Origin of the sequence: Mesorhizobium sp. ESP7-2 (genome assembly GCF_020164715.1) — a bacterium.
Classification (GTDB): domain Bacteria; phylum Pseudomonadota; class Alphaproteobacteria; order Rhizobiales; family Rhizobiaceae; genus Mesorhizobium.
This window is the reverse complement of sequence record NZ_JAIUGQ010000011.1, coordinates 1-26,745: the sequence shown is the minus strand read 5'-3', so window position 1 is coordinate 26,745 and position 26,745 is coordinate 1. Positions and strand designations below refer to the sequence as shown.

Sequence of the window (26,745 nt, the reverse complement as noted above, 5' to 3'; positions counted from 1 at the left end):
GGAAGCCCAACTCGCCTGACGGCATCAAGTCTTTTTACGGGCGGTGCCGGCGTGCTCATGCGGCCTTTCGGCCGGCGCGCCGGAACCCCACAAGGCGCGGCCGAGCAAGCCCCTGCGCCTGCGCGGGACAAGATCGATATCGCTGACGAGCTTGGCGCCGCCCTTGCGCCGCTCGAGCGTGATCTTGCGGCTGTGGAACGCCTCCAGTTCGGCCCGGTGCGCCACGCTCAAGATGGTCACATTGGGCAGTTCTTGGATGATGGTCTCCATCATCCTGTCCTGGCTCTTCTCGTCGAGCGCCGCCGTTGCCTCATCCAGCACGACGATGTCGGGCGCGTGCAGGAGGAGCCGCGCGAAGGCCAGCCGCTGCTTCTCGCCGCCCGACAGGGTCTGGTCCCATGGCGCCTCTTCGTCGATCCGGTCGCCGAGATAACCGAGCCCCACCTTGTCGAGGGCGGCCCTGATCTGTGGAACCGTCCAGTCATCGGCGGCGCCGGGATAGGCGGCCGCCCGGCGCAGCGTGCCCGAGGGAATGTAGGGACGCTGCGGCAGCATGAACAAGCGCTTGCCGGGGTGGAAATCGACGCTGCCGCCACCCCACGGCCACAGCCCCGCTATCGCCCGCACCAGCGTGCTCTTGCCCGTACCGGATTCGCCGGCCACCAGCAGCCGCTCGCCTGGTTGGATCACGACCTCGGTTTCCTTGACCACGGCGGTGCCGTCATCGAGTGACACGGAGAGATCGTTCAGGCTGAGCATCGTATCGTCCTTGGTCTCGCCATGACTGATGCGTCCGAGCGCGTCGCTTTCTTCCGCGCGCTCGAGCCCGTCGAGCGACATCATCAGCGAGGCGATGCGCCGTGCCGAGGCGTTCCAGTCGGCGAGACGCGGGTAGTTGTCGACCAGCCATCCGAACGCGCCCTGCACTATGGCAAAGGCCGATGCCGCCTGCATGACCTGCCCAAGCGACATCGAGCCATCGAGGAATTTTGGCGCGCTCAAAAGTACCGGCACCACGGGCGCGAACAGGCTCGACCCCTGGGAGACCAGCGCCGTGCGCATGTGCTGGCCAGCAAGCATCGCCCACCGCTTCAGCACGCCGGCGAAGGTCCTGTCGATGCCGCTGCGCTCCTCCTCCTCGCCGCCGAGCAAGGCAATGCTCTCGCCGTTTTCGCGCACGCGCGTGAGCGTGTAGCGAAATTCCGCTTCCACCTGGTTCTTCTGTTCGGAGAGTTCGACGAAATGCCGGCCGATGACCACCATCGAGGTGGAAGTGATGGCCGCATAGATGACCGCGGTGATGACGAGGAAGCCTGGAATGGTGATATTCGCCCCGCCGATCGGCAGCGTCAGCGCGCCGCCGATCGTCCACAGCACGACGATGAAGGTCGAGGCCGCCAGGAAGGCGTTGAGAACGCCGGAGACGAAATCCACGGGCGATTCGGTGGCGATCCGCAGATCCTCGGATATACGGGCCTCCGGGTTCTGGTGATCGCCGCGGACGAGATTGAGCTGGTAGTAGCGGCCGTTGGTGAGCCAGCGGCCGATGACCGATGTGGTGAGCCAGGAGCGCCAGCGACGCTGGATCGTCATGCGCAGATAGACCTGCGCGACGACGAGGCTGACGCTTCCAAGCACCAGCGGCACGAACACGGCGCTCAGGAAATAGACGGTCGGCGCATTACGCTGTTCGATGGCGTCGAAGATCGCGCGGTTCCAGACATTGATGCCGTATTGGAAACCGACATTAACGCAGATCAGGATCAGGAGCCCGATCGTGCACGGCCAGGCGAGCTTGTCGCCGCGCCGGCTCCAATAGCCGCGCGCGCTGATCCAGAAACGCTTCAGCAGGTATTTCTTGCGCGCCTGCTCGGCCTGTTCAGGGGTCAGTTGCGGATCGGGTTCCACCGCCGCTGGCGGCGGCGGCGCCTCGCCCACGACCTCGGATGCGACCTCGACATCGGGTGCCTTCTCCCGGCGGGGCTTCCTGGCACCGTTTGGCTTGGCGCCGCCGGCCGGCTTCGGTTTGGGTTTGATGTCTGTCACGAGGGCCATAACGGCGTGGAAATCGGAAGGTTTCATCGTCCTTCGCCATAGGACGCCTCCGGCCGTGCGAAGGCTATCCTGGTGCCCCGATATCTGCCACGCCTCGCCAGGCCTCACCGCCGCACAATCGCCACCAAGCCACGCGAAGAGCTTGTAAAAACGGAGGTTCCGCGATGCGTCTGGTCTGGACTTTGGTGTTCGCGCTGGCGAGCGGTGCGGCCTATGCGGCTTCGCCGGAGGACGACTACATCGCCGCGCGCGACAAGGCGATATCGGCCATCGCCGCGATGGAAAGCGCGAACGCCCCTGTCGAAACGCTCGATGCGGCCAATGAGAAGGCCCGCGCCGATCTCGAACAGCGCCTTTCCGCGCTTCTCGGGCCTTTCACGGTCCAGGGTTTTCCGGCGGCCGGCACGATCAACATCGAAAGCCTCAGTTCCTCCGATGTCGGCTTCGGCATGCTGGACGGACTTCGCCACGGCACCGAGGACGGCCCCAGCATCGTGGTATCGACGCGCGGGCTGGTCGAGCGCTGGCTGCGGTCACGCGCCGCCGAGACCGACGCCGATCTCAAACTGCCCACCGACTTCGACGCGGCGCTGAAGCTCGATGCTTTCTACACCCAGGCCATCGGCAGCGATGCCGCGTTCACCGGCACGCTCGACTTCACCGTGAAGAAGCCTGACGGCGCCGACATGGCGATCGCCCGCCTCGGCGGCTGGGCACAGGATGTCGGGCCGAACTACGACCAGGAGGTCGTCGTCACGGTCGTCAAGGGTAACAGCGTCATGATCGCCGAGGCGCCCGCGACCGTCCCGAAAATCGCTGCCTGCGACGCGGTCTGGACCGCCGCCGATGGCGCCGCCCAGAAATTGATCAAGCAAACCACCGGCGACAGCGACGAGAATACATCCGATGCCGCCGACGCCGCCTGGGCAAAAGGCGACAGCGACTTCCGCGCCTGCATGGGCAAGAACCTGCCCGACAACCCCGTCTTCCCCGCACTGCTCGCCCAGGCACAGACGCTTGCCGACCACATGGCCGGTAAGTAGGGGCGCGGCGCAAAAGCTGCCAATCTCCCCACTTGTGGGGGAGATGGCCGGCAGGCCAGAGGGGGGCGCTGTCCCGCCGACATCTCAGTCGACGCCCGTACTGCTCCCATGTTTTTTGGTAAGCCGTGATCCCTTGCGCCCCCCTCTGCCCTGCCGGGCATCTCCCCCACGAGGGGGGAGATTGGCTGTTTCGCCGTTTCCGCCCCTTGTCACCCGCGCACCCCATTACGATATTGTCGGCGCGCTGGCCTCGCTGAACGCGGTTGCCAGCACGGTTGAAAATGGTTGAAAGGAAGTCCCGGACGCGCCATGGCGCGACGGGCGGATGAACAGCGTGGGAAACTCGGCAATGACGACAGACACAAAAGCGACGGAAACCAAGGCATTCGAGGCGGATGTTTCGCGGCTGCTGCATATGATGGTGCACTCGGTCTATTCCGATAAGGACGTCTTCCTGCGCGAATTGATCTCCAACGCCGCCGACGCCTGCGAGAAGCTGCGCTTCGAGGCAGTCAGTCGTCCGGAGTTGCTGGTCGACGATCCCAAGCCGCGAATCTCGATATCGGCCGATCCCGACAGCAAGCTGATCACCGTCGAGGACAACGGCATCGGCATGAGCCGCGACGACATGACGGAGGCCCTGGGCACGATCGCGCGCTCGGGCACGCGCGCCTTCATCGAGCGCGTCGGCTCCGGCACCGAAGACACGCAGCTCATCGGCCAGTTCGGCGTCGGCTTCTACTCCGCCTTCATGGTGGCAACCCGCGTCGACGTGATCAGCCGCCTGGCGGGAAGCGACGAAGCCTGGCGCTGGTCGTCGGATGGCAAGGGTTCCTACGAGATCGCGCCCGCCCCGCTCGAAGCCGCACCCAAACGCGGCACCCGCGTCGTGCTGCATCTCATGGACGACGCCGTGTCCTACACCGGATCCTACCGGCTCGAGCAACTGGCCAAGTCGCAGTCGGGCCATGTGCCGGTGCCGATCACGCTCATCGAGAAGCCCGGCGCCGAAGCGCGCGACATTGCCGACGGCACAGCCCTTTGGATCAGGCCGAAGAGCGAGATCAAGCCCGAGGAATACACGGATTTCTACCGCAGTGTCGCCGGCCAGTATGACGAGCCGGCCGCCACGATCCATTTCCGCGCCGAGGGCCGGCAGGAATACAGCGTGCTCGCCTTCGTGCCAAGCTCGCGTCCCTTCGATCTCTTCGACCAGGACCGCAAGGGCCGCATCAAGCTCTATGTGCGCCGCGTCTTCATCACCGACGATGCCGATCTGTTGCCGCGTTACCTGCGCTTCATGCGCGGGCTGGTCGATTCCGCCGACCTGCCGCTCAACGTCTCGCGCGAGATGATCCAGGAAAGCCCGCTGCTGGCCGCGATCCGCAAGGGCCTGACCAACCGCGTGCTCGGCGATCTCTCAAAGCTCGCGGAGAACGAGGCCGAGACCTATGCCAAAATCTGGGAAAATTTCGGCGTCGTCCTCAAGGAAGGGCTCTACGAGGATCATGAACGCCGCGAGCAGTTGCTGAAGCTTGCCCGCTTCCGTTCGACCGCCTCGGGCGAAAATTGGCGCGGCCTTGCCGACTATGTCTCGGCGATGAAGGAAGGCCAGAAGGCGATCTTCTTCATGGCCGGCGACGACCGCGCGCGGCTCGAAGCCTCGCCGCAGCTCGAAGGGTTTCGGGCACGCGGCATAGAAGTGCTGCTGCTCACCGACCCCGTCGACAGTTTCTGGACGTCGATGGCGCCGGAATTCGACGGCAAGCCGTTCAAGTCGGTTACGCAAGGGGTGGCCGAACTCTCCGAGATTCCCTTGCTCGATGATGCCAAGAAGCCGGACGCGGCGGCGACGCCCGAAGTCGATGGCTTCCTGGCCTTCGTCAAAGCGGCGCTTGGCGACGCCGTGTCGGATGTGAAGCCTTCCGACCGCCTGACCGAAAGCGCGGTCTGCCTGGTCGCGCCCGAGCACGGTCCCGACCGCCAGTTCGAGCGGCTGCTCAACGCCGCCGGCCGCCTCGACAAGACGGCCAAACCGATCCTCGAAATCAACCCCCGCCACGAGCGCATTCTGGCGCTCGCCGGCCTCGGCGAAGACGAGAAGGCCTTCAGGGACGACGCCGCCCACCTTCTCTACGACGAGGCGCGCGTGCTCGATGGCGACAAGCCCGCGGATGCCAGGGCGTTTTCTGACCGCCTTGCCCGGCTGATCGCGCGGGGTATCTCCAAAGGCTGAGGCGCGCCGGCCAGCCCTCCTCGACAGGTTTGTCGATCGGTCGCAAGGCGGCGCTGCGCAGCGAACGCCGCCTTCAATATTTCGGCGTCTCTCGCAGCCAGCGGCGCGCTGAAGTCTACTGGCTCAATCGCCTGGTGTAGACATCGCGCCTCCAATCACCCAATCTTGGCCCCGGGAACAAAACAGGCGCTTCAAAGAAGGCGCGGACGTCCGGGTGCTCATGAAACGACGATGGACATTGTATGATCCACGGCTGGCCTGGATGCTCGTCGCGCCGGTGCTCCTGCTGCTGATTTTCTTCCTGGTGCTGCCGATCGCCGTGATGGGCGCCTACACCTTTTTCACCTTCGTCACCGCCGGCGTCGAAACCAGCGCGCTGACGACGGCGAACTGGCACGAATTCCTCACCGACAGCTATTATCACGGCTTCCTCCTGAAGACGTTGAGGGTCGGGGCCATGACGGCGCTGCTCTGCGGAGTGCTCGGCTATTTCCCCGCTTATTTCATCTGGGCCACGACCTTCAAGCACAAATGGCTGCTGCTGCTTTTGCTGATCGTGCCGTTCTGGATCAGCTTCACCATCCGCACCTTTTCCTGGATCAACATCCTGGGCGAACAGGGCGTCATCAACGTCGCGCTGCTCAAAATGGGCATCATCCATGAGCCCTTGCAGATGCTCTACAATGAAGGCGCGGTCATCCTGGGCATGCTGCACTTCCTGCTGCCCTACATGATCCTCAACGTCTATGTCAGCCTGGAAAGCATTGATCGCACGTTGATTTCGGCGGCTCGCTCAATGGGCTGCACGAGCGCGCAGGCGTTCCGCGAGGTCACGCTGCCCCTGTCGCTGCCCGGCCTGGCGGCGGGCCTGCTGCTCTGCTTCGTGCTGGCAGCCGGCAGCTATGTGACGCCGCAGCTCCTCGGTTCGGGCCGCGACGCGCTGTTCGGCAACCTGATCTACGACACCATCATGGGTGAGCTGAACTGGCCGATGGGCGCCACGCTTTCGATCGTGCTGTTCGTCGTGCTCGGCTTCTTCGCCGCCGTCTACACGCGCTACATGGGCATGTCTCAGATCGTCAAGGGGCTGGGCGGATGACGGGGCTTGGAGGATGAGAGGAACGCGGCGCAAGCAGGAAGGCAGATGGGCCTGGCGGCTGACCGGCGTCGTCACGGTCTGCGTCTACATCTTCATGTTCGCGCCGATCGTGGCGACGGTCATCCTGTCGTTCAACGCCTCGATGTTCGGCGGCTTCCCGATGACCGGCTTCAGCCTGCAATGGTACGGCAAGCTGATGGCCAACGAGGCGGTGCTGGCCGCCTTCCACACATCCTTGTGGATCGCATTGGTCACGGCGATCGTCACTACCGCCATCGGCGTCACCACGGCATTTGCCTTGGTCCGCTTCGATTTTCGCGGCAAGCAGGCGCTGAGCACTCTGGTGATCCTGCCGGCGCTGGTGCCCGAAACCATCCTCGGCGTCGGCCTGCTGGTGCTGATCAAGGCCGTCGACCAGCCGAGGACGATGCTGCTGCTGGTGCTCGGCCATATCCTGCTTGCCGTGCCCTATGTCGTGCTGATCGCCCAGGCGCGCATGATCGGCATCCGGCGCGTCTATGAGGAGGCGGCACTATCGCTTGGCGCGTCGCGCTTTTCATCCTTCCGCGAGATCACGCTGCCGCTGCTCATCCCGGCCGTGGTGGGCGGCGCCCTGCTCGCCTTCACCATCTCCTTCGACAACACCTCGGCCAGCCTGTTCTGGCGGCCGGCCGGCGTCGAAACCATGCCCACCCAGATCCTTTCCATGCTCAAGATCTCGATCAGCCCGGAAATCAACGCGCTCGGCACCGTGATGATCCTGGTGACCGTCGGCATCCCGCTCATCGGAGGCCTGATCCTGCAAAGCCTGACAAAACTGAGAAGACGTGGCGAACCAAAGGAGGAAACACAATGAAAATCACCACCACGAAGCGGCTGGAACGGCTGCACGATCGATATGCCAGTGGCGACCTGAGCCGCCGCACTTTCCTGACGCTGACCGCCGCCGCGGCAGCATCGGCGGGCCTTTCCATGCCGTGGATGGGCCGGGCGCTCGCCGCGGTCCAGGAGGTTCGCTTCGACGGCTGGGGCGGCACGGTGCAGGACGCGATCGACAAGTTCGCCTTCCAGCCCTACACGGCCAAGACCAAGATCAAGGTGGTCCAGGGCACGTTCGGCGACGAGGACGAGATCATCACCAAGATCAAGACCGCCAAGCCCGGCGACTACCAGGTCATCCATTCTTCCGGCGTCAACTACTACATCAAATATGTGAATGGCGGCCTGACCTCGGAGATCAACGAGGCCAACATTCCAAATATGGCCAATGTGCTGCAGCCGATGATCGAGCCGTTCCGCAAGCTGACGCCAAAGCTTTCGGCCGTGCCCTACGACTACGGAACGACGGGCATCGCCTACAACACCAAGGTGATCTCGCCGGAGGAAGCCAAGGAAAAGGGCGCCGGGCTCCTGCTCGACAAGAAATATGCCGGCAAGGTCGGCGGCTATTCCGACATGACGACGCGCGTCTGGTACGCGGCGCTCGCCACCGGGCAGGACCCCAACAACCTCAAGGACATGGACGCCATCTGGGCCAAGGTGCGCGAGACGCGCGACCTCGCCAAGAAGTTCTGGAGCTCCGGCGCGGAACTGATGGACCTGCTTTCCAAGGGCGAGATCGTGGTGACCGACGCGTGGTCGGGCCGCGTCGCCGCGCTGCAGGACCAGGGCCATCCGATCGGCTATCTCGATCCGGCCGGCTCCTATGCCTGGATGGAGGACATGCTGATCCTGAAGGGCTCGCCCATGGCCGAGTGCGAAGAGCTGATCAACTTCATGCTCGACCCGGCGACCTCGATCGCGGTGGCCGAGGGCCAGAGCTATCCCCCGTCGCTCGACCCGAACAAGGTCAAGCTGACCGAGAAGATCGAGAAGCTGCCGGCATTCGACAAGACCGGCACCATGAAGTCGCTGACCTTCGCCGATCCGACCTACTGGGCGACCAACGAGGACGCCTGGACCAAGCAGTGGAACAGGATCTCCAAAGGTGCCTGAAAGCCAAGGCACGACACTCCATCCCCGGCCTGTCCTGGCCGGAGTAGCCGGCGCGAGCGCGGCCGCCGAGGCAAACAGCCCGGCGGTCGAGTTCCGCGACATCGACATCGCCTATGGCAAGTTCGTCGCGGTGCGCGATTTCTCGCTCTCGATCCGCAAGGGCAGCTTCGTCACCCTGCTCGGGCCCTCGGGCTGCGGCAAGACCACGATCCTGCGCTCCATCGCCGGCCTGGTCGATATTTCGGGCGGCCAGATCATGATCGACGGGCGGCGTGTCGACGACGTCCCGATCTACAAGCGCAACATCGGGCTGGTCTTTCAGAGCTACGCGCTGTTCCCGCACAAGAACGTGTTCGACAACGTCGCCTTCGGCCTGAAGTACCGCAACGTGCCGAAGCCCGAGATCGCGCGCAAGGTCGGCAAGGCGCTCGAAATGGTGCGGCTGCCGGGCAGCGAGAAGAAGCTGCCGTCGCAACTGTCGGGCGGGCAGCAGCAGCGCATCGCGCTTGCCCGCGCCATCGTCTTCGAGCCGCAGGTGCTGCTGCTGGACGAACCGCTATCGGCGCTGGACGCCAACATGCGCGAGGAGATGCGCGTCGAGATCAAGAAGATCCAGAAGGAAACCGGCATCACCGCCATCTTCGTCACGCACGACCAGGAAGAAGCGCTCTCCATGTCGGATCGCATCGTGGTGATGAACGCGGGCGCCGTGGAGCAGATCGGTACTCCGGAGGAGGTCTATGAGACGCCGGCCACGGCCTTCGTCGCCGACTTCCTTGGCAAGGCCAACATGCTTGCCGGGACCGTGAGCAGGTCCGGCCAAGGGACGGCAGCGGTGGTGCTTGGCACCGGACAGACGATCAACGTGACCTGTCCAAGGCCGCTCGGCGACGGCAGCAAGGTCACTGTCGTGGTGCGGCCGCAGAAATTTTCGGTCGGTGCCGGAGCGAGCGCCAACCGGCTCACCGGCCGCGTCGTCTCGGCCTCGTATCTGGGCGGCAGCGCAATCTACGAGATCGACATCGGCGGCAAGACCAACCTCCGCGCCAACGCGCCGATCACCGGCCGCGTCCTTCGCGAAGGCGAAACGGCCGACCTCGGATTCGATGCCGAGGGCTGCGTTCTGCTCGACGAGGGCGGGCAGCGGATTTCATAGGCGCCGCACTCACGTCGCGAACTTCATTGTATCGCCGCATCGCCTGGCATGCGGTTTGGATGCCTGAGATGGGTCGGCGTGATGCCGATCTGCTGGCGGAACACGCGGCTGAAATGACCGGCATTGGTAAAGCCGCAGCGGTAGGCGATTTCGCCGATCTGCAGGTCGCTGCCTTCGAGCAGCGACTTCGCATGATGCACTCGTAACGCGAGATACGCCGCCATCGGGCCGATGCCGAGTTCCAGCCCGAAGAGCCGTTCGAGCTGGCGCCGCGAGCAGTTCAGGCGGCTCGCGATCTCGACGACCGACAGTGTCTCCTGGAGGTTGCTCTCCATCAACAGCAAAGCGCGCTTCACCGCCCGGCTCGACGCCTCCGGAAACAGGTCGCCAACGGGCTGCACGTCCCTGCTGCTTCTGATGCGGTCGAGCACCAGGATCTTGGCGGCCTTTTCCGCTGCCTTCTGGCCGATGAACTGGGACACGAAATGGCCCGCGAGGTCGGCGGCACCTGTGCCGCCCGCGCATGTCGAGCGGCCCCGGTCGACGGAAAACAGGCTGTCGGCGTGAGCGTTGACCTCCGGGAACCGGCTGCGGAAGTCCTTGATGTGGAACCAGCTGACGGCGGCGCTGTAGCCGTCGAGCAGGCCGTAGCGCGCCAGCACGAAGCTTCCCGTGCAGAGCGCCGTCAGCGGCACCCCCTTCCCAGCTGCCCGCAACAGGAAGGCCTCCTTTTCGGAACTCAGGCTGCGGTTGGTGTCGAGCAGGCCGCCGACCACGACGACATTGTCGAAATCCTCGGGATTGCCGATGCCCCCGGTCGGCAGCAATTCGACGCCGCAACTTGCCCGGATCGGCAGACCGCGTTCGCCGACGATCTGCCAGTCGAACTCTATCCTGCGGCTGCGGTCGCCCTCATCGCCCGCCAGCCGCAGCGTGTCGATGAACAGCGACAGCGGCGACAGGGTGAAGTCGCGAACGAGGAGAAACGCAAATCGCCTGGCCATTGTTGTTCGGAACCGCCTTCTAGCTTATTCAGCCAGCACAATATGCTGGAACACCGGACGATGTGTTTGCCAAAAGCGCCACCGGACTCGCTAAGGCTGGGTAGCGCCATCTGGACACCAAAGCCTAGGATGTCGCATCCTCTTCTTGGGACAAGGGGAGACTGCAATGGCCAGCAAAGTCAGGGCTATCCCAGCTTACACTGCCAAGGATTATCCTCATATCCGCCAGCTTCCCGGAGCCGATGATATGCCGGCGACTTGGGAAGAGTGGCATGCGGCTTTCGAAGCTGCCAAGACGGAGAGGCTCCGCCGGCGCGAATTTACCCACGCCAAAGTCCTCATCAGACCTGGAAAATTCAAAGGGTGGCTTGATGACAACTCACTTTCGGCTTTGGAGCATACGAGACAGCTCTACGCTCAGGAGCTCCTGGATACGAAACTGGCGAGAGACGGGAAGCGGACCGCGAGATGGAGCGAATGTTAATCGTTTCGCAACGACAATTGCTATTCTATCGGCCGCGACGCGTAGCGTACCACGACCCCGTCACCAAAAGCTCATTCGGTCTGATCCATGCGGTCATAGCCGGCTTATATCTCGCCTGGCTGGCACATCATTGGCTTGGTTGAACCCGCGTGCCATCTCTCATAAAGCGCGGGCTAAGTTTGCAGATTTCAAACTGATGCACTACCCCCGCCTGCGCATGCCTGGGGAACTGTTGATCCTGATTTCGGTTGTCTGTCGTGCGAACGATCGTTCCACGGCAGGCACCTAATGAGCGCAAAAAGAGACATGAGCCCTGCACACAAGAAGCGCGGCTCCTTTCGGAAGATCCTGAGCGGCATCGCGGCGAAAATTGCCACCGCCCCCCATTGCAGGGCCGAGCAAGGCACGGGCACCGCGTCGATGGTTGCCGAATGGCCGCTGCCACCATCGGCGACACTTGGGTCTTCCTTGCGCCTGAAGGGGATCGAACGCGAAGTTCGAGCCAAGCTGCCGTGGACGGTGCGGAAATTTGCCAAGGCCGAGACGGGCCGCATTGTCTTGCGCATGGTGCAGACCGACGCGGATGCGTTCGAGGCCGCCTCGGCAACGATCTCCAGAACGCTGGAGGGGATCGAAGCCCTGCCCGTGCTTCCGCGAGAGGCGGAGGACATTCTCGCCATCTCCTCGCGCGAACGACACAAATGGCTCAGGGATGGTCGCCTGAAAAGCATCGGCACGCGCACCGTGAAGATGCGCGGGCGATCCAAGGCCGTGACCTTCCATGTCTTCGATCCACGCCACATCGAGGACGTTCTCGATCGCGACCTGGCGACCGCCTGGCGGGAGGAGGATGCGCTGGAAGCGTCCGAAAACAGACGGCGCGGGGCCGGCAAGGCCGCACTGACGCGAGCAGGCAAGCGCACCGGCAACGCTCGCCGTACCAGAAATTCCGAAAAGGATGATGCGCCAAAGCTCGAAGGTTGGGACACGTTCGAGGCAGAAGGATTGCTACGCTAGAAGCAAATCCGTGGCGGTTTTCAGGTTATGGATATTTCGCCTTGTCTGGGCCGGCGGGGCTCAAATCGCCCTGTAACTCCTTCGGCAGGGGAAGGCTCGAACATTGCAGGTGCACGTTGCGGGCGAGCAGCTTTCGTTGCTTCTGCTCGTGCTCCTTGGTGGCCGCTATGATCCCCAACCCGTAGGGGCCAAGTGCGACGAATTCCCAACCCGGGTGCTGTTTTTCACGGACCGCGTAGTCCGAAGCCGCCGCCCGGGCTTGCTGGCATTGCGGCGTCGCCCATTTCTGGTCCTGCTGCGAAAGCGAGGCTCCATAGTCGACCGGAGAGGTCGCGCATCCAGCCATCGTCGCGGCCAATGCCGACAATGCAAGCCCCGTCACAATTCTCATCCCAAACCCCTTGCCAACCACCGTAGAAAGTACACGGGCGCCTCCATCCCACAACGAGACCGCCGCGACCAGAGAGCCGGCTCGTTTCGTTGCGGTCTTCCCGCCGCCGGCTGAGAGAGAACGGGCGAAGGTTTTCTCGGAACGCCGTTTCCTCGCCGCTCAATTCGTTCGCGAAGTAAATTGGCCCTGCCAGGGAACAATCCATCATTTCGAGGGTTGGAGCGTCATATCCGATGGACGCTTCCCATGCCCGCGAACACTTTCAGTCGCCGCCAGATCCTTACAGTTGGAGCCTCGGCGGCGGCATCGGTGACGCTCGGCGCGAATGCGGCCGCTGCACGGGAAATCAAAGGCGGCGTCGACGACCCCTGGCTGCCGCATCAGGCGGATGCGCCCGTGCCGCTCGAAAACCCTGGGTTTGCCTTCTTCACGCCCGCCGAAGCCGCGTTCGTGGAGTCGGCGACTGAAAGACTGATCCCTGAGGACGACCTCGGTCCCGGCGCCAAGGCGTGCGGGGTGGCACTTTTCATAGACCATCAGCTTGCCGGCGCGTATGGCCGCGCGGGCAATTGGTACATGCAGGGCCCGTGGGCAAAGGGCGAGAAAACGCAGGGCTTTCAGTCGCGAATGACGCCCGCCGATCTCTATCGCGCGGCTATCAAGGCGATCGACGAACATACGATGTCGGCGCAGGGGGGCAAGCTGTTCGCGGACCTCCCGGTTGAAGCGCAAGATGCGATGCTTTCGGACCTCGAGGGTGGCAAGGTCGATCTCGGCGGGGCAGACGCCAAGACCTTCTTCCAGATGCTTTGGCAAAACACCAAGGAAGGGATGTTTTCGGACCCGATCTATGGCGGCAACAAGGACATGGCTGGCTGGAAGATGCTGGGCTTCCCGGGCGCGCGCTACAACTACCTGGATTGGGTTGATCGGCACGGTGAACGCTATGACCAGCCGCCGGTCGGCATTCGCGGCAGGCCGGCGTGGAACGGCGCGGGATAACAGGCATGGCGCAAAGGCTTCCCGGCGTCGACGTGCTGCTGGTCGGGTTCGGCTGGACCGGGGCGATCATGGCGCAGGAGCTTACCGCCGCCGGCCACGACGTGCTGGCGATCGAGCGCGGCAGCTGGCGCGAGACCAGTACCGATTTCGCGCCGTCCTTCATCCAGGATGAATTGCGCTATCGTTACCATGGACACCTGTTCGAGCAGACCGCGCAGGAGACACTCACCTTCCGCAACACGCCCGACCAGACGGCCTTGCCGATGCGACGCCTCGGTTCGTTCCTGCCGGGTACCGGCGTCGGTGGCTCGATCCTGCACTGGAACGGCCAGGCGTTCCGTTTCCTGCCTTACGATTTCGAAATCCGCCGCCAGACTGCCGCTCGTTACGGGGAGGCGATGATCCCTCCGGATATGACGCTTCAGGACTGGGGCGTCACCTATGACGAACTGGAGCCTCACTACACGCGTTGGGAAGAGCTGTGCGGCATCTCGGGCCAGACGGGCAATCTGAAGGGGCAGAAACAGGCCGGAGGCAATCCTTTCGAAGGCCCGCGCTCCAAGCCGTACCCGACACCCCCGATGAAGCAGACTTATGGCCCCATGTTGTTCGGCGAAGCGGCCGCATCGTTGAAACTGCACCCGTTTCCATGCCCTTCGGGCAACATGTCACAAGCCTATACGAATCCGCTGGGCGTCAGCATGGCGCCCTGCACCTATTGCGGCTTCTGCGAGAAATTCGGCTGCGGGAACTATTCCAAGGCGAGCGCCCAGACGACCATCCTGCCGGTGCTCATGCAGAGGAAGAACTTCACCCTGCGGACAGAGTGCGAGGTGACGCGGATCAACCTCGACGGTTCCGGCGCGCATGCCACTGGCGTGACCTATGTCGACGCCCATGGCAACGAATTCGAGCAGCCGGCCGAGCTCGTCATCGTCTGCGCCTACATCCTGCACAACGTGCACCTTTTGATGGCCTCGGGCATCGGCACCAGATACGATCCGGCGACCGGGCAAGGAACGCTTGGCAAGAACTACTGCTACCAGCTCACTCCTTCCGTCGACGTTTTCTTCGACGACAAGCTCCTCAATCCCTTCGTCGGCGCCGGCGCTCTGGGCATGATCGTCGACGACTGGAACGGCGACAATTTCGACCATGCCGGCCTCGGCTTCATCCACGGCGGCTACATTGGCGGCTATATGACCACCGGCAGGCCGATCGAGACGGAGCTGCTGCCGGAAGGCACGCCGAAATGGGGGGCCAAATGGAAGCAGGCGTTCGTGAAGAACTACCTGACCTCTATGTCGCTGTCCCTGATGGGGTCGGTAATGCCCAACAAGGCCAACTATCTCGACCTCGACCCGACCTATCGCGACGTCTACGGGCGCCCGCTGATGCGCATGACCTACGATTTCAAGCAGAACGAGTTGAAGCTGCAGGATTTCGCCATGGGCAAGATGGTGGACATCGCAAACGCTATGAAACCGCGCGAAATCAAGAAATCGCCACGCGGTCCGCACTACGACATCGCGCCTTATCAGTCCACGCATAATACGGGCGGGGCGATCATGGGCGTCAACCGGCGGGAAAGCGTGGTCAACCGCTATCTCCAGCACTGGGACGTGCCGAACCTCTTCGTCGTCGGCGCCAGCGCCTTCCCTCATAACAGCGGCTATAATCCGACCGGCACGGTGAGCGCGCTTGCCCTATGGGCGGCAACGGCAATCCGCGACCAATATCTCAAGCATCCCGGCCCATTGGTCCAGTCATGAGGCAGCGCGTGCTCCTCACCCTTGCCGCCAGCGGCGCTCTGATCGGCGCGGGAATGCTGGTGTTCGGTCCGCTCGCGCATGGCCAGATCGGCGATTTCTCCAGACAGGAGCGCGGCCGCGAGCTCGTCGCCGCAGGCGATTGCGTGGCCTGCCACACGGCGCCCGACGGCAAACCCTTCGCCGGCAACAGGCCGATCGGAACGCCTTTCGGCACGATCTACTCGGCCAACATAACCCCCGACGCGGAGACCGGCATCGGCGCCTGGAACGAAGAGCAGTTCTACCGCGCCATGCATGAAGGAGTTGCCTCCGACGGCAGGCGGCTCTACCCGGCTTTCCCCTACCCGTGGTTCACCAAGGCGACGCGCGGAGACGTCGATGACATTCGCGCCTATCTGCGCACGCTGGAGCCGGTGCGATCGGCGCAGCGTCCCAATGAATTCACCTGGCCGTTGAACCACCGCATCGCAATGGCAGGATGGAACCGCTTGTTCTTCACTCCAGGCGAATTCAAGCCTGACAAGAACCAGTCGGCCGACTGGAACCGTGGCGCCTATCTGGTCGAAGGCCTTGGCCATTGCGGCGCATGTCACACGCCGAAGGACGTCTTCGGCGCCGACAAGACCTCGCAACGCTACCAAGGATCCGAGATACAGAACTGGTTCGCGCCGAACCTGACCAGCGACAAGCGCACCGGCCTCGGAACTTGGAGCGATCAGGATATTGTCGCCTTCCTGAAGGCCGGCCATAACAACCGCACCACCGCATACGGCCCGATGGCTGAGGTCGTGAAAGATTCCACCTCCAAAATGAGCGATGCGGATCTGAAGGCGATTGCGATCTACCTCAAGTCGCTGCCGGCTGCCCCCGCCGAGGAGCCGTCCGCTGCCCAAGGGACTGCGATGAGCGCGGGAAAGAGCATCTATGGCGACCAATGCTCAGCTTGCCACCAACTCGGAGGTGACGGCGTAAAGAACATGTTCCCCTCGCTGAAAGGCAGCGCTGCCGTACAGTCCCGCCAGCCGCTTTCGGTCGTGCGGCTCATCCTGAACGGCGGCCATCCCGCGTCCGGTCCGGCAATTCCGAACGCGCTGTCGATGCCGTCGTTCGGGTGGAAACTCTCGGACGATCAGGTCGCCGCGGTGGCGACTTACATCCGAAATGCCTGGGGAAATCAAGCCGAGCCAGTCTCCGCTGGGGACGTCAAGGCGCTGCGCGATTCAGTGCAGGCCGTAAACAGCGCCTACTAAGGCTGAACCGGGTGTTCCGGCGAGAGCGCCGCCGCCAGATTCAGACCGCCGCTTGGAACCAATGATGGGCAAGACTGTTCAGTTGTAACTTTGATGCCACGCTGACATTCTTGCCGACGGCCACCTTCAGGAGCTCCATCATGACTATTTCGTCCGGATTTCGTTCAATCGCCGTAGCCGTGATCGCCACAGCGGGCGTCAGCCTTGCCAGCGCCGCGCATGCCGACAGCGGTAAGATCCGCTTCTCCGTCTACAAGGCGGCTTTCTTTGTCGGCGGTTCCGGTGGCGAGGGCACGCTGACCTTTCATGGCCGCAGATATCCGATCTCGATCGGCGGCGTCTCGGGCGGCCTCGCCTTCGGCGTCTCCAAGACCTATTTCCAGGGCACCGTGCGCCACATCAAGCGCGCTCGGGACGTGACTGGCGTATATGGCGCGGCCGGCGGCGGCGGCGCGCTCGGCAGAGGCGCCCAGGTGATCGTGATGACCAACGACAGGGGCGCCCAGCTCGAACTCACGGGCAGACAGGTGGGCCTGCAGGTCAACGCCGATCTCAGCGGCATGAGCATCTCGCTGAGGTAGGAGCATCATTTCCAGAAGCGCGTCGCCATGATCATGCGACGCGCTTCGCGCATCCAATGAAAACTCGAATCAGCTCCGCAGGCCCGGCGCTTCCTGTCCCGTGCGCTCGACATATTCGGTGTAGCCGCCGCCATAGGTGTGGATGCCTTCGGGCGTCAATTCGAGCACGCGGTTCGACAGCGCGGCCAAAAAGTGCCGGTCGTGCGAGACGAACAGCATCGTGCCTTCATATTGCGACAGCGCCTCGATCAGCATCTGCTTGGTGGTGATGTCGAGGTGGTTGGTCGGTTCGTCCAGCACCAGAAGGTTGGGCGGGTCGAACAGCATCAGCGCCATCACCAGCCGCGCCTTCTCGCCGCCCGACAGCACCCGGCATTTCTTCTCGATCTCGTCACCGGAAAAGCCGAAGCAGCCGGCGAGCGCCCGAAGCGGCGCCTGGCCGGCCTGCGGGAAATTGTCCTCCAGCGTCTGGAACACGGTGCGCTCGCCTTCGAGCAACTCCATGGCGTGCTGGGCGAAATAGCCCATTTTCACGCTCGGTCCCCGCGCCACCGTGCCGGTGTCGGGATCGGAGGCGCCGGCCACCAGCTTCAACAGCGTTGACTTGCCGGCACCGTTGACGCCCATGATGCACCAGCGTTCGCGGCGGCGGACCTGGAAATCGAGCCCTTCATAGATGGTGCGGCTGCCATAGGCCTTGTGCACGTTCTTCAAGGTGACGACGTCTTCGCCGCAGCGCGGTGCCGGCTGGAACTCGAAATTCACCACCTGGCGGCGCTTTGGCGGCTCGACGCGGTCGATCTTGTCGAGCTTCTTCACCCGGCTCTGCACCTGGGCTGCATGCGAGGCGCGCGCCTTGAAGCGCTCGATGAAGGCGATCTCCTTGGCCAGCATCGCCTGCTGGCGCTCGAACTGCGCCTGTTGCTGCTTGTCGGCGATCGCCCGCTGCTGCTGATAGAATTCATAGTTGCCGGAATAGGCGGAGAGCGATCCCGCATCGATCTCGACGATCTTGTTGACGATGCGGTTCATGAACTCGCGGTCGTGCGAGGTCATCAACAGCGCGCCGTCATAGCCCTTCAAGAACTGCTCGAGCCAGATCAGGCTTTCCAGGTCGAGATGGTTCGACGGTTCGTCGAGCAGCATGACATCGGGGCGCATCAGCAGGATGCGGGCCAGCGCCACGCGCATCTTCCAGCCGCCCGACAGCTTGCCGACATCGCCGTCCATCATCTCCTGGCTGAAGCCGAGACCGTCCAGCACTTCGCGCGCACGTCCGTCCAGCGCATAGCCGTCGAGTTCCTCGAAGCGGTGCTGCGCCTCGCCATATTGTTCGATGATCTCGTCCATCCGGTCGGCCTGGTCTGGATCGGCCATGGCAGCCTCGAGTTCGGCCATCTCGGCCGCCACGTCGCTCACCGGCCCGGCGCCGTTCATCACCTCGGCCACGGCGCTGTGGCCCGCCATATCGCCGACATCCTGACTGAAATAGCCGATGGTGACGCCGCGATCGACCTGCACCTGGCCCTCGTCCGGCTGTTCCTGGCCCGTGATCATACGAAACAAAGTCGTCTTGCCGGCGCCGTTGGGACCGACGAGGCCAATCTTCTCGCCCTTCTGCAGCGAGGCCGACGCCTCGATGAAGACAAGCTGACGGCCGTTCTGCTTGCCGATGTTTTCCAGTCTGATCATGGGAATTCCAAGGGGTATCGATGCGGAATTGGGATTTGTCCGCGCCCTTACGCGAATGACGATGCCGGGGGAAGAGGCAGAAGCGCCGCAGATGCCTGACGGGGCGCGAGGCGCCGATCTCCTCAGCGGGGGAAATCGGCTGTCTGCATAGCCGCTCTCCCCTGCCCGCGCACATAAAAATCGACCGGCGGTCGAAATCCGCCAATGTCGAACGACTTCGGGTTGGCGGCCCGCACGGCCCGACCATCGACAACAACAGGACAGGACCACGGCAATGGCCAAGATGCTTGTGATTTACAAAACCCCGGCCGATCCGGCCGCGTTCGACCGGCACTATTTCGACGTTCATATACCGCTCGCCAAGAAGCTCCCCGGCCTGCGGCGCTACGATGTCAGCAGGCGGCCCATGATCAAGCTCTCGGCGGGCGAGATGCCGTATCTGGTCGGGACATTGTATTTCGACAGCCTCGATGACATCCGCGCCGCATTCGCCAGCGAAATCGGCGTTGCCTGTGCCGCCGACCGGCGGATATTGGCCCCGGGCGACGACGATCTGACGATGCTGCTGTTCGACGCCGACGAAGTGTGAACCCAGCCTCCAGACACACTCCAGAAACAAGATTCAACATCCGGGAAAAACTGGCGAAAAGATCGTCTGCGATAACGATCCCGTGGCGGCCGGACAGCGGCCGCCGGACAACGCCAAGGGATATCGCCTGCAATGCAACGGGGATGGATGGGCGCCGTGATTGGCATTTCGCTTGCCATGCTCCCGGTCGCACAGCCGGGCGCGGAGGCGGCTGTCACTCGCAGCGAATATTGCAGCCGGCTCGGTCTTCAACTCGACGGCGCTATCCGGACCAAGGCCAGACCGGGTGCCAGTGCGAGCCAGATCGCAGAGGCAACGGCGCTGCAGGACAAGGCGAACCGGTTCTGTGCGGAGCGCAAGCAAGCGCAAGGCATCCGGACCTACGCCAACGCCCTGAAGCTCCTCGGCGTGACACCGGTCGACCTCGACCAGTGACGGCAGCCCAAAAGGTCTGGCTATTGCGCTCGGTCCCGCCGTGTCAGTTGTCGGCGTAAGCACGATCGCAGCCATCGTGCGACCGACTGCATGAATTCGTTGCGCAGGAATCGGGTGTCGGCAGGCGTCGCGCCATGCGATCGTTGATCCATCAAGAGGACCGGTCATGCTCACGCTTCACGATTATCTGCCGTCGCAGAACGGTTGGAAAGTCCGGGTCCTGCTCGGGCTGCTCAAAATCCCTCATGACAGCCACCTGGTCTCAATCTTCGAGGGCGAGAGCCATACCAACGCCTTCCTCGCACTCAATCCGGCAGGCGCGGTTCCGGTCCTTCAACTCGAGGATGGCAGCGCCATCGCCGAATCCAATGCAATCCTCACCTACCTTGCCGAGGGCACACCCTTCCTGCCGTCGGACCGCTATCGGCGTGTTAAGGCCATGCAGTGGCTGTTCTTCGAACAGTACAATGTCGAGCCCGTCATCGGTTCGCTGCGCTTCTGGACCCTGACCGGACGGCTCGAACGCAGCCATGCCATGGTTGCCGGCAAGCGCGAAGCCGGAGCCCGCACGCTCGCCGCCATGAACCGCAGCCTTGGCGAGACACCGTTCCTCGCCGGCAGCGATCTCACCATCGCCGACATCGCCGTCTATGCCTACAGCCATCTTGCCGGGGACTGCGGCTTTTCGCTCGCGGACTATCCGGCGTTCGCCGCATGGACCGACCGCGTACGCGATGCCATCGGACCTGGCTACCCCGTCCATTCCTATAGCATCGACCCGCATTCGGGCGCCTGAGTCATCTACTTCTTTCCCTGCGGATAGATCGTCTCGCCACGCTTCAGCATTGCCACGAAGGTTTCGATCTTCTTCTTGCGGCCGGCCTCGGTCTTCATGTTGTGGGTGCGGAAGGCGAGCGAGAAGCGGTTCTGTGCGCTGAGCTTTTCCAGCATCGCCTTGGCCGCCGGCTCGGCATCGATCGCCGTTTGCAAATCATCGGGGATTTTCATCTCCTTGCCACTGCCATAGGCGCGCGCCCAGCGCCCGTCGGCCTTGGCTGCCTCGACCTCTCTCAACCCATGCTCGGTCATGCGGCCCTCCTCGACGAGGCGCGCGACATTGTCGACGTTGATCTTGCTCCAGATGCTCTTTTTGCCGCGCGGCGTGTAGCGCTGCAGGAAACTGTTCTCGTCCAGCCCCTTCCGCACGGCATCGATCCAGCCGAAGCACAGCACGACATCGATGGCCTCCTTCGGCGTGATCGACTTCAGTCCCGCCCCCACCTTGTGCACCTTGATCCACACTTCGGTTTCCGTGGCGTGGTGCTGGTCAAGCCAAGTGTAGAAACTGGCCGCGTCGGGAAATTCCCGCACCTTGTCGGGATCGACCTTGACCGGCGCCATCAGTGCGCTTGCCCAATCAGTGTCGTTGTCGCTAGCGTTGCTGTCATCTTGCCTCCGGCATCGTGCGATTCCCGGCATCATGGCATGGTTCACTACCAATTTTCGTCAGCAGTAAGGGCACGCTGCGCCAGGCAACGGAACGCACCATCCATCGCCGCGTTCCGGCAGGAGTGCAATCGCCATGGAGGATCGCGATGGCCGTGCAGACGGTTTTTGCCCATGTCAGCTGCTCCGACCTCGAGCCCAGCATCGGTTGGTACGAAAGACTCTTCGGCAAGCCGCCGCTGCGCCGGCCGATGCCCGGCCTTGCCGAATGGCAGTTCACGGAAAGCGCCGAGGTGCAGCTCTTCGAGGACAAGGAAAAAGCCGGCACCTCGACGCTGACGCTCGGCGTCCTGCCGCTGGCGCCGGAGCGGCAGCGACTGGTGGATGCAGGTCTCGAACCCGGCCCGATCGAGAAAGCCGACAATTTCTGGATCATGCGCATGCGCGATCCCGATGGCAATCTGGTGGTGTTCGCGAGTGCGGAGCGGGAATAGAGCCGCCGCAGCCCCAGGAGCTGGAGCTCGCGCTCTACGCCGGTGTCGGTGCCGCCGGCGTCAGGCCGTGGCGGCGCATGATCTCCATCATGCTGGCCTTGTCCGGCGGGCCACCGGCGGCGGCATGGAACATTGCGAAAATCTCGCGAAAATAGTCTGGGCCGATCGCCGCCGGTGTCACGACACACAGTACCGTTGCGTCGTCGGCACCCTTGTTGTCGAACCGGTGGACGGCACCGCGTGGAATGCATAGCGCCTCTCCCGGCCCGACATCGATCGCCTTGCCGTCGACGGTCCAGGTCAGCACCCCGTCAACGCCGTAGATCGTCTCTTCATAATGATCGTGGCTGTGCGCCGGCGCCAGCAGCCGCGATCCCCCAGCCACTTTTAACTCGAAGGCGGCGATGCTGCCGTTCGAACTGTCGCCCGTCACCAGGAAGCGAATCGATAGCATCTTGTCGCCGATGGTCTCTTCGGCTGGATTGACCTGAAGATTCATGGATGACATTGCGCAAACTCCTCCGGTAAATTACATTTACTCGCAATCAGTAAACTCAATTTACCGGATCGTCAATGGCCACCTCCACCGAAGTACTGCAGACCAAGACCGAGGACCTGTTGATTGGCGCCTTGCTGCGCGTGCCTGCCCAGGCAATCCAGCGCCGGCTGATCAAGGAGCTCAACGCCGCCGGTTTCGACGAATTGCGCCTGCCGCACATGGCGGTGCTGCAGTTTCCCGGCCCGGATGGCGCGCGGCCCGGCACGATCGCCGAGCGTGCCGGCATGAGCAAGCAGGCCATCAACCAGTTGCTCAGCAGTCTGGAGAGCTATGGCTATCTCCTTCGCTCCGACGGCGAAGGCAGCGCGCGCGTGGTGCGGTCCACCGAGCGCGGCCACGCCGCTTTCTGGAAAATGGTCGACATATTGCGTGACATCGAAGAGGAGTGGCGCACCGAACTCGGACCGGAGCGCTTTGCCCAACTGAAGGCACTGCTGTTCGTCGTCTGGGACAGCCCGCTGGTGCGCTGAGAGAGATGGCGCTCATATGCCGCCGGCACCATCGGCATCTCCGATGACACCATCGGTTTCTTCCGTTTCCGCTTTCCGCCTCGACCTGCCAATCCCCTGCCCTTGTCCCAATCCAGCAAAGGCAGAGCGAAATGCATCTTTCAAACCAGAAAATCCTGATCGTCGGCGGCGGCTCCGGCATGGGTCTCGCGCTTGCAAGGCGCTGCCTCGAAGCCGGGGCCAAAGTCGTCATCGCCGGGCGCGGCGAAGACAGGCTGCGGCAGGCACGCGAGGCGCTGGGCAATCCCGCCGCCCTCGAAACAGCCATTGTCGACATCACGCGGGAAGACCAGGTTGCGGCGTTGTTCGCCGAGATCGGCGGCCTCGACCATATCGTCAGCACCGCCGCCGATATCGAAGGCGCCTACCGGCTGTTGCCGGAGCTCGATCTCGAGGCGGCGCGACGTGTGGTCGACAGCAAGCTCTTCGGGCCGCTGCTGCTCGCCAAGCACGGCGCGCCACGCCTGGCAATGGCCGGCTCGATGATCTTCGTCTCGGGCATCGCCGCCTATCGCCCGGCCGCCCGCGGCTCGGTCGTTGCCGCCGTCAATGCCGCGCTCGAAGGGCTGGTGCGGGCGTTGGCGATAGAGCTCGCGCCGGTCCGCGTCAACGCTGTCTCGCCCGGCTGGGTCGATACCGGGATTTGGACGCAGGTGGCCGGCGACAGGAAGGCAGAGACGCTTGCGGCGATGGCCGAGCGGCTGCCGGTCGGCAGGATCGGCCAGCCCGAGGACATCGCCGACGCCATTTTCTTCCTCATGGGCAATGGTTTTACGACCGGCACGACGCTGCATGTCGAGGGCGGGCATCGCTTGGTCTAGCTGACGACGGCTTTCCCGGAATTGTTTGCAAACAAGGCCTTGGGGCGGTTCGCCGATTCAGATCCTGAGCCGGCACCGGAGCTTGCCGGCGCCAGTGTGTCGCGCGCGGCGGCAAGCAGGTGCCGGAGCGCCGGCGGCTGGACGCGCCGGCGCCGCCAGATCATCGTCAGCGGCGCCGCTTGGGCTCGGCCAGGCCACGGCAGTTCGATCAGTTCACCACGCTCGAGCGCGTCGCTGACAGCCAGACGTGGAACGAGGCCCAGCCCCACGCCGGCCGCCACTAGCCGGGCAATGGCGCCGATGCTGCCGACTTCGGCGGCAAGTTCCGAGGCACCGATGCCCGCCTCGGCGAAGGCGGTATCGAACATGTGCCGGTAGATGCATCCAGGCTCCGTCGCCACGAAACGTTTTGCGGCAAGGGCGTCAAGGTCGCACGGAACCAGGTTCTGCCCCGGCGCTGCGACCAGCACCAGCGGTTCGGCCGCTATCGTGTGCCTGGCGAAGCGTTGATCGGCACCGCCCTTCGAGGCATCGCGGCGATCGAAGCAGAAGGCGACATCGATGTCGCCGTCCTCCAGCTGGCGCAGCAGCGTGCCGCTGTCGGTCACCTTCATCCGCACCGCAATGTCGGGATGACTGGCCTGGAACCCTGGCAGCCAGGGCGCCAGCCGGGCCGAGGCAATCGTCTCCAGCGCACCGATGGTCAACGCGCCGCTGGTCTGCCCGGACGCCGCCTGAACAGCGGCACGCGCCTCGCCGTCGAGCCGCAGCAATTCTTCCGCGACGGGCTTCAGCGCCAGACCGGCCGGCGTCAGTTCCAGCCCCGATTTCGAGCGTGTGAACAAGACAGCACCCAGCTCGGCCTCCAGCGACTGGATCTGGTCGCTGACGCTCGACTGGGCGAGATGAACCGTCTCGGCGGCGCGCGTGATGTTGCGGCTGCGCGCCACGGCAAGAAAGGTCTTGAGCAGTCTGGGATGCATTATCGATGCAACGCCGCTACTGCAGCTGCGGCTTCTTCAAAAAACTGCCGCGATCGGCGGACTTGACGCGCAGCCAGGTCTCGCGGCCGTCACGCACCACCCGCATCGGGATCTCGGCACCGGCCGAACCGCTTTCCCAAAGCTTGCGATAGAAATCGGCGAGCCCATCGACCGTACCGTCGCGGACCTCGGAAATGACGTCGCCTTCGCGAAGGCCGGCCTTGGCCGCCGGGCCGCCCTCGGTCACACTCATCACCACCACCTTGCCGTCGCTTTCGGCCGAGAGCGCGCCGAGCCACGGGCGCGGCGGCTTGGCCACGTGGCCACGCGTGAGCAGGTCGTCGAGGATCGGCGGCAACAGGTCGATCGGCACCACCATGTTGATATCGGCAACCTCGCCGGCGCGGCTCATCTGCAGGCGCAGCGAACCGATGCCGAGCAGCGCCCCCTCGGCGTTGAACAACGGCGCGCCGCCCCAGGACGGATGCGCCGGCGCGATGAAGATCGCCTCGTCGAGCAGATACTCCCAATAGCCGGCGAATTCCTGCTTGGTGACGATCTTGGCCTCGACCGCCCGACCGATGCCGTCGGCAAGCACCACCGAGTCGCCGATCCTGGCCTTGCCGGCATCGCCCAGCGCGACTGCCGGCAGACCGGTCGGCGCCAGCGCCTGAACGAGGCCGAAGCCCGATTCCTGGTCGTAGGCCAGCGCGTGCGCCGGGATGACGCGCCCGTCATGCGAGGTCAGCCAGACTTCCTCCGCCTCGGTGATGAGATAGCCGATGGTCAGCACCAGCCCGTCATCGCGGATGACGACCCCGCTGCCTTCCCGGAGTGTGCCCAGCGCGCCGGCGGTAAACGCGTCCTCCGGAACGGTCGCCCGCACGGCAACCACGGAGCGCGGATTGGGATTGATGGTCATGATTTTGTCCTGCGATGCGAATGCCTGGCGGCTTCTTCTATAGGTATGCCACGGGGGAGATGCTGCAAGGGGTGAGAAGCGGTGGCCATAGGGCGAACGCCCGGCAGGGCGATGCGTCGCGCCCCGCATTGACAATAGTTCAACACAAGTTGAACTTCTCTCTCCGCAGCCCTAGCTATGGGTGACCTGCCCCTCCTTCCACGATACGAGAGCCGACATGACCGAATACACCCCGCCGAAAGTATGGACCTGGAACAAGGGCAATGGCGGCGCCTTTGCCAGCATCAACCGGCCGATCGCCGGACCGACGCATGACAAGGATTTGCCCGTCGGCAAGCACCCGCTGCAGCTTTATTCGCTGGCGACGCCGAACGGCGTCAAGGTGACGGTGATGCTCGAAGAGCTCCTGGCGCTTGGCCACGAGGGCGCAGAATACGATGCATGGCTGATCCGCATCAACGATGGCGACCAGTTCGGCAGCGGCTTCGTCGACATCAACCCGAATTCCAAGATCCCCGCGCTGATGGATCGCAGCGGCAAGACCCCGGTGCGCGTCTTCGAATCCGGCTCGATCCTGTTCTATCTCGCCGAAAAATTTGGCGAATTCCTGCCGGCCGAACAGCCGGCCCGTGCCGAAGTCCTGTCCTGGTTGTTCTGGCAGATGGGCTCGGCCCCCTATCTGGGCGGCGGCTTCGGCCATTTCTACGCCTATGCGCCGGAGAAGATCGAATATGCCATCGACCGCTTCTCGATGGAGGTTAAGCGTCAGCTCGACGTGCTCGACCGCCGTCTGGCCGAGGTGGAATATCTTGGCGGCACCGGCTATTCGATCGCCGACATGGCGGTCTGGCCCTGGTACGGCGGGCTGGCGCTCGGCCGGCAGTATAATGATTCCGCCACCTTCCTTTCGGTGCACGAGTATAAGAACGTGCAGCGCTGGGCGAAGGCGATCGACAAACGACCCGCGGTGAGGCGTGGCCGCATGGTCAACCGCGCCTTCGGCGAACCGGCCATGCAGCTGCACGAACGCCATGATGCCAGCGATTTCGACACGAAGACACAGGACAAGCTGGCCGCCGAGTAGATTCGGGACAGCTGTCGAAGGCCGGCGTCAAAACAAAAAGCCCGTCACCAGTGAACTGACCCCGTAAAGTTGGACGGTTCATTGATCTGGTAGATTTAAGGGCTGGGTCCTGTATTGCACAGGGGC

27 protein-coding genes are annotated in these 26,745 nt (G+C 63.6%); 19 read left to right on the top strand and 8 right to left on the bottom strand.

What is annotated here, in order from left to right; genetic code table 11:
• Nucleotides 1-24: 24 nt before the first annotated feature.
• The gene (locus tag LB543_RS13085; RefSeq protein ID WP_224614487.1) at nucleotides 25-2,046 is read right to left on the bottom strand and encodes an ABC transporter ATP-binding protein/permease; all 2,022 of its coding nucleotides are present in this window, start codon (nucleotides 2,044-2,046) and stop codon (nucleotides 25-27) included.
• Between the two features lie 173 nt (nucleotides 2,047-2,219).
• Between LB543_RS13085 and LB543_RS13080 the strand changes: the two genes are divergently transcribed.
• From LB543_RS13080 to LB543_RS13055, 6 genes are all read left to right on the top strand, one after another.
• On the top strand, nucleotides 2,220-3,098 hold the full coding sequence (locus LB543_RS13080; protein WP_224614382.1) for a hypothetical protein: 879 nt from the start codon (nucleotides 2,220-2,222) through the stop codon (nucleotides 3,096-3,098).
• A 349-nt stretch (nucleotides 3,099-3,447) separates the two neighbouring features.
• On the top strand, nucleotides 3,448-5,334 hold the full coding sequence (gene htpG / locus LB543_RS13075) for a molecular chaperone HtpG (RefSeq protein ID WP_224614381.1): 1,887 nt from the start codon (nucleotides 3,448-3,450) through the stop codon (nucleotides 5,332-5,334).
• A 220-nt stretch (nucleotides 5,335-5,554) separates the two neighbouring features.
• Entirely contained in the window at nucleotides 5,555-6,433 is an 879-nt protein-coding gene (locus tag LB543_RS13070; RefSeq protein WP_140759686.1) for an ABC transporter permease, read from the top strand.
• 13 nt (nucleotides 6,434-6,446) lie between these two features.
• Entirely contained in the window at nucleotides 6,447-7,289 is an 843-nt protein-coding gene (locus LB543_RS13065) for an ABC transporter permease (protein ID WP_224614380.1), read from the top strand.
• Nucleotides 7,286-8,428: an ABC transporter substrate-binding protein gene (locus LB543_RS13060; protein ID WP_224614379.1), complete on the top strand. Its 1,143-nt coding sequence runs from the start codon at nucleotides 7,286-7,288 to the stop codon at nucleotides 8,426-8,428. Before LB543_RS13065 ends, LB543_RS13060 begins: the two co-directional genes overlap by 4 nt.
• The gene (locus tag LB543_RS13055) at nucleotides 8,421-9,584 is read left to right on the top strand and encodes an ABC transporter ATP-binding protein (protein ID WP_224593430.1); all 1,164 of its coding nucleotides are present in this window, start codon (nucleotides 8,421-8,423) and stop codon (nucleotides 9,582-9,584) included. Before LB543_RS13060 ends, LB543_RS13055 begins: the two co-directional genes overlap by 8 nt.
• A 23-nt stretch (nucleotides 9,585-9,607) precedes the next feature.
• Here LB543_RS13055 and LB543_RS13050 read toward each other — a convergent pair whose 3' ends face one another.
• Complete coding sequence (locus LB543_RS13050; protein ID WP_224614378.1) at nucleotides 9,608-10,588, bottom strand: GlxA family transcriptional regulator; 981 nt, start codon at nucleotides 10,586-10,588, stop codon at nucleotides 9,608-9,610.
• Between the two features lie 166 nt (nucleotides 10,589-10,754).
• On the opposite strand from LB543_RS13050, the gene LB543_RS13045 reads away from it, so the two are divergent.
• Nucleotides 10,755-11,072, top strand: coding sequence for a hypothetical protein (locus LB543_RS13045; protein WP_224614377.1), 318 nt, complete (start codon nucleotides 10,755-10,757; stop codon nucleotides 11,070-11,072).
• Nucleotides 11,073-11,378: 306 nt separating this feature from the next.
• Nucleotides 11,379-12,089 (top strand): hypothetical protein, encoded by a 711-nt coding sequence (locus tag LB543_RS13040; RefSeq protein ID WP_224614376.1) that lies wholly within the window; start codon nucleotides 11,379-11,381, stop codon nucleotides 12,087-12,089.
• 25 nt (nucleotides 12,090-12,114) lie between these two features.
• Here LB543_RS13040 and LB543_RS13035 read toward each other — a convergent pair whose 3' ends face one another.
• The gene (locus LB543_RS13035) at nucleotides 12,115-12,480 is read right to left on the bottom strand and encodes a hypothetical protein (protein ID WP_224614375.1); all 366 of its coding nucleotides are present in this window, start codon (nucleotides 12,478-12,480) and stop codon (nucleotides 12,115-12,117) included.
• A gap of 246 nt (nucleotides 12,481-12,726) precedes the next feature.
• On the opposite strand from LB543_RS13035, the gene LB543_RS13030 reads away from it, so the two are divergent.
• The 4 genes from LB543_RS13030 (at nucleotide 12,727) to LB543_RS13015 (ending at nucleotide 17,085) form a co-directional block, all read left to right on the top strand.
• Nucleotides 12,727-13,482, top strand: a complete 756-nt coding sequence (locus LB543_RS13030; protein WP_224614374.1) for a gluconate 2-dehydrogenase subunit 3 family protein — start codon at nucleotides 12,727-12,729, stop codon at nucleotides 13,480-13,482.
• Between the two features lie 5 nt (nucleotides 13,483-13,487).
• Nucleotides 13,488-15,254 carry a GMC family oxidoreductase gene (locus tag LB543_RS13025; protein ID WP_140759706.1) on the top strand — a complete coding sequence of 589 codons (1,767 nt, stop codon included), beginning with the start codon at nucleotides 13,488-13,490 and terminating at the stop codon, nucleotides 15,252-15,254.
• Nucleotides 15,255-15,262: 8 nt separating this feature from the next.
• A complete protein-coding gene (locus tag LB543_RS13020; RefSeq protein ID WP_224614373.1) occupies nucleotides 15,263-16,504 on the top strand; it encodes a c-type cytochrome in 1,242 nt (413 codons plus the stop codon).
• 140 nt (nucleotides 16,505-16,644) lie between these two features.
• Entirely contained in the window at nucleotides 16,645-17,085 is a 441-nt protein-coding gene (locus tag LB543_RS13015; RefSeq protein WP_140759712.1) for a hypothetical protein, read from the top strand.
• Nucleotides 17,086-17,154: 69 nt separating this feature from the next.
• Here LB543_RS13015 and LB543_RS13010 read toward each other — a convergent pair whose 3' ends face one another.
• Nucleotides 17,155-18,777, bottom strand: a complete 1,623-nt coding sequence (locus LB543_RS13010) for an ABC-F family ATP-binding cassette domain-containing protein (RefSeq protein WP_224614372.1) — start codon at nucleotides 18,775-18,777, stop codon at nucleotides 17,155-17,157.
• Nucleotides 18,778-19,051: 274 nt separating this feature from the next.
• Between LB543_RS13010 and LB543_RS13005 the strand changes: the two genes are divergently transcribed.
• From LB543_RS13005 to LB543_RS12995, 3 genes are all read left to right on the top strand, one after another.
• Nucleotides 19,052-19,366: an EthD family reductase gene (locus LB543_RS13005; protein WP_140759718.1), complete on the top strand. Its 315-nt coding sequence runs from the start codon at nucleotides 19,052-19,054 to the stop codon at nucleotides 19,364-19,366.
• 147 nt (nucleotides 19,367-19,513) lie between these two features.
• Complete coding sequence (locus LB543_RS13000) at nucleotides 19,514-19,801, top strand: hypothetical protein (protein ID WP_140759869.1); 288 nt, start codon at nucleotides 19,514-19,516, stop codon at nucleotides 19,799-19,801.
• A gap of 166 nt (nucleotides 19,802-19,967) precedes the next feature.
• The gene (locus LB543_RS12995; protein ID WP_224614371.1) at nucleotides 19,968-20,597 is read left to right on the top strand and encodes a glutathione S-transferase family protein; all 630 of its coding nucleotides are present in this window, start codon (nucleotides 19,968-19,970) and stop codon (nucleotides 20,595-20,597) included.
• 5 nt (nucleotides 20,598-20,602) lie between these two features.
• On the opposite strand, the gene LB543_RS12990 is transcribed toward LB543_RS12995, so the two are convergent.
• Entirely contained in the window at nucleotides 20,603-21,202 is a 600-nt protein-coding gene (locus LB543_RS12990; RefSeq protein ID WP_224614370.1) for a YdeI/OmpD-associated family protein, read from the bottom strand.
• Nucleotides 21,203-21,396: 194 nt separating this feature from the next.
• Between LB543_RS12990 and LB543_RS12985 the strand changes: the two genes are divergently transcribed.
• Entirely contained in the window at nucleotides 21,397-21,741 is a 345-nt protein-coding gene (locus LB543_RS12985; protein WP_224614369.1) for a VOC family protein, read from the top strand.
• Between the two features lie 34 nt (nucleotides 21,742-21,775).
• On the opposite strand, the gene LB543_RS12980 is transcribed toward LB543_RS12985, so the two are convergent.
• A complete protein-coding gene (locus LB543_RS12980) occupies nucleotides 21,776-22,249 on the bottom strand; it encodes a cupin domain-containing protein (RefSeq protein WP_224614368.1) in 474 nt (157 codons plus the stop codon).
• 65 nt (nucleotides 22,250-22,314) lie between these two features.
• Here LB543_RS12980 and LB543_RS12975 point away from each other — a divergent pair, with 65 nt between their 5' ends.
• Both LB543_RS12975 and LB543_RS12970 read left to right on the top strand, forming a co-directional pair.
• Nucleotides 22,315-22,770 (top strand): MarR family winged helix-turn-helix transcriptional regulator, encoded by a 456-nt coding sequence (locus tag LB543_RS12975; protein ID WP_224614367.1) that lies wholly within the window; start codon nucleotides 22,315-22,317, stop codon nucleotides 22,768-22,770.
• Between the two features lie 131 nt (nucleotides 22,771-22,901).
• On the top strand, nucleotides 22,902-23,630 hold the full coding sequence (locus tag LB543_RS12970; protein WP_224614366.1) for an SDR family oxidoreductase: 729 nt from the start codon (nucleotides 22,902-22,904) through the stop codon (nucleotides 23,628-23,630).
• On the opposite strand, the gene LB543_RS12965 is transcribed toward LB543_RS12970, so the two are convergent.
• Nucleotides 23,627-24,613, bottom strand: a complete 987-nt coding sequence (locus tag LB543_RS12965; protein WP_224614365.1) for a LysR family transcriptional regulator — start codon at nucleotides 24,611-24,613, stop codon at nucleotides 23,627-23,629. The genes LB543_RS12970 and LB543_RS12965 overlap by 4 nt on opposite strands.
• Before the next feature lie 16 nt (nucleotides 24,614-24,629).
• Nucleotides 24,630-25,535 carry a S1C family serine protease gene (locus LB543_RS12960; RefSeq protein WP_140759741.1) on the bottom strand — a complete coding sequence of 302 codons (906 nt, stop codon included), beginning with the start codon at nucleotides 25,533-25,535 and terminating at the stop codon, nucleotides 24,630-24,632.
• Between the two features lie 217 nt (nucleotides 25,536-25,752).
• Between LB543_RS12960 and yghU the strand changes: the two genes are divergently transcribed.
• Nucleotides 25,753-26,619, top strand: coding sequence for a glutathione-dependent disulfide-bond oxidoreductase (gene yghU / locus LB543_RS12955; RefSeq protein WP_224614364.1), 867 nt, complete (start codon nucleotides 25,753-25,755; stop codon nucleotides 26,617-26,619).
• Nucleotides 26,620-26,745: the final 126 nt, after the last annotated feature.

Excerpts from the sequence above, each read along its gene's own strand:
- LB543_RS13080 (WP_224614382.1), top strand. The coding sequence starts at position 2,220 with ATGCGTCTGGTCTGGACTTTGGTGTTCGCGCTGGCGAGCGGTGCGGCC.
- LB543_RS13030 (WP_224614374.1), top strand. The coding sequence starts at position 12,727 with ATGCCCGCGAACACTTTCAGTCGCCGCCAGATCCTTACAGTTGGAGCC.
- LB543_RS13050 (WP_224614378.1), bottom strand. The coding sequence starts at position 10,588 with ATGGCCAGGCGATTTGCGTTTCTCCTCGTTCGCGACTTCACCCTGTCG.
- LB543_RS13015 (WP_140759712.1), top strand. The coding sequence starts at position 16,645 with ATGACTATTTCGTCCGGATTTCGTTCAATCGCCGTAGCCGTGATCGCC.
- LB543_RS13000 (WP_140759869.1), top strand. The coding sequence starts at position 19,514 with ATGGGCGCCGTGATTGGCATTTCGCTTGCCATGCTCCCGGTCGCACAG.
- LB543_RS13010 (WP_224614372.1), bottom strand. The coding sequence starts at position 18,777 with ATGATCAGACTGGAAAACATCGGCAAGCAGAACGGCCGTCAGCTTGTC.
- LB543_RS13065 (WP_224614380.1), top strand. The coding sequence starts at position 6,447 with ATGAGAGGAACGCGGCGCAAGCAGGAAGGCAGATGGGCCTGGCGGCTG.
- LB543_RS12965 (WP_224614365.1), bottom strand. The coding sequence starts at position 24,613 with ATGCATCCCAGACTGCTCAAGACCTTTCTTGCCGTGGCGCGCAGCCGC.
- LB543_RS13045 (WP_224614377.1), top strand. The coding sequence starts at position 10,755 with ATGGCCAGCAAAGTCAGGGCTATCCCAGCTTACACTGCCAAGGATTAT.
- LB543_RS13025 (WP_140759706.1), top strand. The coding sequence starts at position 13,488 with ATGGCGCAAAGGCTTCCCGGCGTCGACGTGCTGCTGGTCGGGTTCGGC.
- LB543_RS12960 (WP_140759741.1), bottom strand. The coding sequence starts at position 25,535 with ATGACCATCAATCCCAATCCGCGCTCCGTGGTTGCCGTGCGGGCGACC.
- htpG (WP_224614381.1), top strand. The coding sequence starts at position 3,448 with ATGACGACAGACACAAAAGCGACGGAAACCAAGGCATTCGAGGCGGAT.
- LB543_RS13040 (WP_224614376.1), top strand. The coding sequence starts at position 11,379 with ATGAGCCCTGCACACAAGAAGCGCGGCTCCTTTCGGAAGATCCTGAGC.
- LB543_RS12975 (WP_224614367.1), top strand. The coding sequence starts at position 22,315 with ATGGCCACCTCCACCGAAGTACTGCAGACCAAGACCGAGGACCTGTTG.
- LB543_RS13060 (WP_224614379.1), top strand. The coding sequence starts at position 7,286 with ATGAAAATCACCACCACGAAGCGGCTGGAACGGCTGCACGATCGATAT.
- LB543_RS12995 (WP_224614371.1), top strand. The coding sequence starts at position 19,968 with ATGCTCACGCTTCACGATTATCTGCCGTCGCAGAACGGTTGGAAAGTC.
- LB543_RS12970 (WP_224614366.1), top strand. The coding sequence starts at position 22,902 with ATGCATCTTTCAAACCAGAAAATCCTGATCGTCGGCGGCGGCTCCGGC.
- yghU (WP_224614364.1), top strand. The coding sequence starts at position 25,753 with ATGACCGAATACACCCCGCCGAAAGTATGGACCTGGAACAAGGGCAAT.
- LB543_RS13070 (WP_140759686.1), top strand. The coding sequence starts at position 5,555 with ATGAAACGACGATGGACATTGTATGATCCACGGCTGGCCTGGATGCTC.
- LB543_RS12980 (WP_224614368.1), bottom strand. The coding sequence starts at position 22,249 with ATGTCATCCATGAATCTTCAGGTCAATCCAGCCGAAGAGACCATCGGC.
- LB543_RS12990 (WP_224614370.1), bottom strand. The coding sequence starts at position 21,202 with ATGGCGCCGGTCAAGGTCGATCCCGACAAGGTGCGGGAATTTCCCGAC.
- LB543_RS13005 (WP_140759718.1), top strand. The coding sequence starts at position 19,052 with ATGGCCAAGATGCTTGTGATTTACAAAACCCCGGCCGATCCGGCCGCG.
- LB543_RS12985 (WP_224614369.1), top strand. The coding sequence starts at position 21,397 with ATGGCCGTGCAGACGGTTTTTGCCCATGTCAGCTGCTCCGACCTCGAG.
- LB543_RS13035 (WP_224614375.1), bottom strand. The coding sequence starts at position 12,480 with ATGAGAATTGTGACGGGGCTTGCATTGTCGGCATTGGCCGCGACGATG.